This window comes from Streptomyces sp. NPDC001348, assembly GCF_053597535.1.
Genome location: NZ_JBSFIK010000012.1, coordinates 93,534 through 98,396, shown reverse-complemented (window position 1 = coordinate 98,396; position 4,863 = coordinate 93,534). Strand labels below are relative to the sequence as shown.

Genomic DNA, 4,863 nt, shown 5'->3' with positions numbered 1-4,863 from the left:
TCCAGGACTTCCTCGCCGCGGTCCGCAAGGAGCACGCGGACGCCACGCACAACTGCTGGGCGTACGTCATCGGCGCCGACGCCTCCGTCCAGAAGGCGAGCGACGACGGCGAACCGGGCGGCACGGCCGGAGTGCCCATGCTCCAGATGCTGCTGCGCCGTGACATGCGCTACGTCGTCGCGGTCGTCACCCGTTACTACGGCGGGGTCAAACTGGGCGCCGGCGGGCTCATCCGCGCCTACGGCGGCGCCGTGGGCGAGGCGCTGGACGTGCTCGGCACCCGGACCCGGCGCCGGTTCCGGCTGGCCACGGTCACCGTCGACCACCAGCGCGCCGGCAAGGTGCAGAACGACCTGCGCGCGACCGGACGGGACGTGCGGGACGTGCACTACGGGGAGGCGGTCACCATCGAGATCGGCCTGCCGGACACCGACGTGGACGCCTTCCGGGCCTGGCTGGCCGACGTCACGTCCGGGACGGCCGGGTTCCAACTGGGCGGGGAAGCCTACGGGGACGCGTGACGGCCGGAATGAATCGGACATAACCCGCCATCCGGGAAGGCTTGATGACGGGACGGTACGGGAGTGACCGCCCGTGATGTCAGACCCGGCCGTTAGTCTCGAGGATCATGAGGCTCCTGCACACTTCCGACTGGCATCTCGGCCGGGCCTTCCACCGGGTGAACATGCTCGGCGCCCAGGCCGATTTCATCGGTCACCTCGTCACGACCGTACGGGAACGGGACGTGGACGCGGTCGTCGTGTCGGGAGACGTCTACGACCGGGCGGTGCCCCCGCTCGCCGCGGTCGAACTGTTCGACGACGCCCTGCACCGCCTGGCCGGTCTGGGTGTCCCCACGGTGATGATCTCCGGCAACCACGACTCCGCCCGACGTCTCGGCGTCGGCGCCGGTCTCATCGGACGCGCGGGCATCCACCTGCGGACCGAGCCGTCCGCCTGCGGGACGCCCGTCGTGCTCACCGACACCCACGGGGACGTCGCCTTCTACGGACTGCCCTATCTGGAACCCGCCCTGGTGAAGGACCGGTTCGGAGTCGAGAAGGCGGGACACGAGTCCGTGCTGGCCGCCGCCATGGACCGGGTCCGCACCGACCTCGCGGTCCGCGCCCCCGGCACCCGCTCCGTCGTCCTCGCGCACGCCTTCGTCACCGGCGGCCGGGCCAGCGACAGCGAACGGGACATCACCGTCGGCGGAGTGGCCGCCGTCCCCGCCGGCGTGTTCGACGGGGTCGACTACGTGGCGCTGGGCCATCTGCACGGCTGCCAGACCATCACCGAACGCGTCCGCTACTCGGGTTCCCCGCTGGCCTACTCCTTCTCGGAGACCGACCACCGCAAGAGCATGTGGCTCGTCGACCTGGACGCCGACGGCGCCGTCACCGCCGAGCGCCTCGACTGCCCCGTGCCCCGCCCGCTCGCCCGCGTCCGCGGCACCCTCGAGGACCTCCTCGCCGACCCCGCGCTGACCCGGCACGAGAACGCCTGGGTCGAGGCCACCCTCACCGACCCGGTCCGCCCCGCCGACCCCATGGCCCGGCTCACCGAGCGCTTCCCGCACACCCTCAGCCTCGTCTTCGCCCCCGACCGGGCTCCCGACGACCCCGCCGTCTCCTACGCCCGGCGCCTCGCCGGCCGCAGCGACGAGCAGATCGCCCAGGACTTCGTCGCCCATGTGCGCGGCACGGGACCCGACGACCACGAACGGATGCTGCTGCGTGACGCGTTCGACGCGGTGCGCGCCGACGACACCGCGCGGGAGGTGGCCCGGTGAGGCTGCACCGGCTCGACATCACCGCCTTCGGCCCGTTCGGCGGCTCCCGGACGGTCGACTTCGACGCGTTGTCCGCCGCCGGCCTGTTCCTGCTGCACGGACCCACCGGCGCCGGAAAGACCTCCGTGCTGGACGCCGTGTGCTACGGGCTCTACGGCGCCGTGCCCGGAGCGCGCCAGGGCAACCAGGGCACGAACCTGCGCAGCGATCACGCGGAACCGGGCACCCGCACCGAAGTCCGCCTCGAACTCACCGTCGCCGGACGCCGGTTGGAGATCACCCGGCAGCCGCCGTGGGAACGCGCCAAGCTGCGCGGCAAGGGAACGACGGTCGACAAGGCCCAGACCTGGCTGCGCGAGTACGACGCCACGTCCGGAGCCTGGAAGGACCTCAGCCGTTCCCACCAGGAGGTCGGCAACGAGATCGAGCAACTGCTCGGCATGAGCCGCGAGCAGTTCTGCCAGGTCGTCCTCCTGCCCCAGGGCGACTTCGCCCGTTTCCTGCGCGCCGACGCCGAGGCCCGCGGCAGGCTGCTCGGCCGGCTCTTCGACACCCGGCGCTTCGCCGAGGTGGAGAAACACCTCGCCGAACGCCGGCGCACGACCGAGACCCGGGTGCGGGAAGGAGACGCCGCGCTGCTCGCCGACGCGCACCGCATGCAGCAGGAGGCCGGTGACGCCATGGAGCTGCCGGAACTGGCCCCCGGCGCGCCGGGCCTGGCCGATGCCGTACTGAGCGCTGCCGCCGTCGCCCGCAGCACGGCCCGCGAACGGCTCGCCCTCGCCGACTGCCGCCTCGCCGCGGCCGAGTCCGCGCAGGCCGCGGCCGAGCGCACGCTGACCGACGTGCGGGAACTGGCGCGGCTGCAGCGCCGGTTCACGGAGGCCCGGGAGCGAGCCGGGCGCCTGCAGGAGCGGGCCGGTGCCCACCGGGAGGCACTGACGCGGATGGAGCGGGCGCGCAAGGCCGAGGCGGTGGCGCCCGCGCTGGAGCTGCGGGAGGCCGCCGACGCCGAACACCGCAGGACGACCGCCGCGCACGCACGGGCGCGTGGCCGGCTTCCGGACACCTGGGCGGACGCCGGCACGGCCGGGCTCGCGGCGGCCGCCCGCCGCGCCGCCGAGGAGCTGGGCGGCCTGGAGTCGGCCCGCCGCGCCGAGCACCGGCTCGGCGAACTCGTCACCGAGCGCGCGGAACTGGACCGCCTGGAACGCGACGACGAGGACGTCCTGCGGGAGGCGGAGCACTGGCTGGCCGAGTGGGACGCCACCCGCGCGTCCCTCCAGGCCCGTATCGAGGCCGCACAGGAGGCCGCCACCAGGGCCGAACAGCTCGCCGTCCAGCGCGAAGCCACCCGCCGGCGCCTCGACGCGGCCCGGATGCGCGACCAACTGGCCGGTGACACGGAGGAAGCCCAGCGGTGTGCCCTCGCCTCCGGCAACCGCGCACTCGAAGCCCGCCGCCACTGGCTCGACCTGAAGGAACAGCGCCTGGGCGGCATCGCCGCCGAACTGGCCGCCGGTCTCACCGACGGGGAGCCCTGTGCCGTCTGCGGTGCCACCGAACATCCCGCCCCCGCACGCAAGGTCGCCGGGCACGTCGGCCGCGAGGCGGAGGAGCAGGCGCTCGCGGCCAGCCGGCAGGCCGAGGAACAGCACGCCGAGGACGAGCGGCGCCTGGGCGTCGTACGCGAGGCGCTGGCCGCCGCGACCGCCGAAGCGGGTGACACCCCTACGGCCGGGCTGGCCGAGGAGGCCGACCGGCTGGAGCAGCAGTACGCGCGCGCCCGCCAGGACTCCTCCGGACTGCACGCGGTGCGCGAGGAGCTGCGCAGGGCCGAGCAGGAGCGCGAGCGGCGCCTCGCGGACCGGCAGCAGGCCGCCGTCCGGGCCGCCTCCCGGCTCACCCGCCGCGACACCCTCGACCACGAACAGGCCACCCTGGAGCGGGAACTCGCCCAGGCAAGGGACGGCGCCGACAGCGTGGCCGTCCGGGCCGCCCTGCTGGAACAGCGGGTGAGGCTGCTCACCGATGCCGCCGAGGCCGCGCGCGCCGCCGAGGACGCCGCCCAGCGCCTCAAGGACGCCGACGCCCGGCTCGCCGACGCCGCGTACCGCGCCGGCTTCGACACCCCGCGGGAGGCGGCCGCCGCACTGCTCGACGACGCGGCCCACCGGGAACTGCAACACCGCCTGGACAACTGGCAGTCCGAGGAGTCCGCCGTGCGGGCCGTGCTGGCCGAGTCCGACACGGCCGCCGCCGCCCAGCGGCCGCCCGCCGATCCCGCGACGGCGGAGGAGACCGCCGTACGGGCGGCCCGGCGGCTGCGCGAGGCCGCCTCCGCGCGCGACGCCGCCGCCCACTGCTGCGCCGAGCTCGACCGGCTCTCCGCCCGGGCCGCCGACGGAGTGCGACGGCTGGCGCCGCTGCGCGAGGAGTACGAGCGCGTGGCCCGCCTGGCCGCCCTCACCGCGGGGACCTCCGCGGACAACGAGCGCCGGATGCGCCTGGAGTCGTACGTACTGGCGGCCCGGCTGGAACAGGTAGCCGCAGCGGCGACGGTACGGCTGCAGCGGATGTCCTCCGGCCGCTACACGCTCGTCCACTCCGCCGACCGCAGCGGACGCGGCCGCAGTGGGCTCGGTCTGCACGTCGTGGACGCGTGGACCGGACGCGAGCGGGACACGGCGACGCTGTCCGGCGGTGAGACGTTCTTCGCGTCCCTCGCGCTCGCCCTCGGTCTCGCGGACGTCGTCACCGACGAGGCCGGCGGGGTGCGGCTGGACACGCTCTTCATCGACGAGGGCTTCGGCAGCCTCGACGACCAGACCCTCGACGAGGTCCTCGACGTCCTCGACTCGCTCCGTGAACGGGACCGCAGCGTCGGCATCGTGAGCCACGTCGCCGACCTGCGCCGCCGGATCCACGCGCAACTGGAGGTGGTGAAGGACCGCACCGGATCCACCCTCCGGCAGCGGGGCGTCGGCTGAGGTCGGCGCCCCTGCGGACGCAGGCTGCGGCTGCTAGGTTCTCGCCCATGGCTCGATACGCGGATCCAGGCGCGCTGGAGT

The 4,863-nt window shown here is 74.6% G+C and carries 3 protein-coding genes; all 3 read left to right on the top strand.

Going from position 1 to position 4,863, the window contains the following annotated elements; translation table 11 throughout:
* On the top strand, positions 1-521 hold a 521-nt coding region (locus ACWC21_RS15480; protein WP_450881921.1), incomplete at its 5' end, for an IMPACT family protein.
* 107 nt (positions 522-628) lie between these two features.
* Positions 629-1,792 carry an exonuclease SbcCD subunit D gene (locus ACWC21_RS15475; protein WP_450881919.1) on the top strand — a complete coding sequence of 388 codons (1,164 nt, stop codon included), beginning with the start codon at positions 629-631 and terminating at the stop codon, positions 1,790-1,792.
* Positions 1,789-4,782: an AAA family ATPase gene (locus ACWC21_RS15470; RefSeq protein ID WP_450881917.1), complete on the top strand. Its 2,994-nt coding sequence runs from the start codon at positions 1,789-1,791 to the stop codon at positions 4,780-4,782. The genes ACWC21_RS15475 and ACWC21_RS15470 overlap by 4 nt, the downstream gene beginning before the upstream one ends.
* Positions 4,783-4,863: the final 81 nt, after the last annotated feature.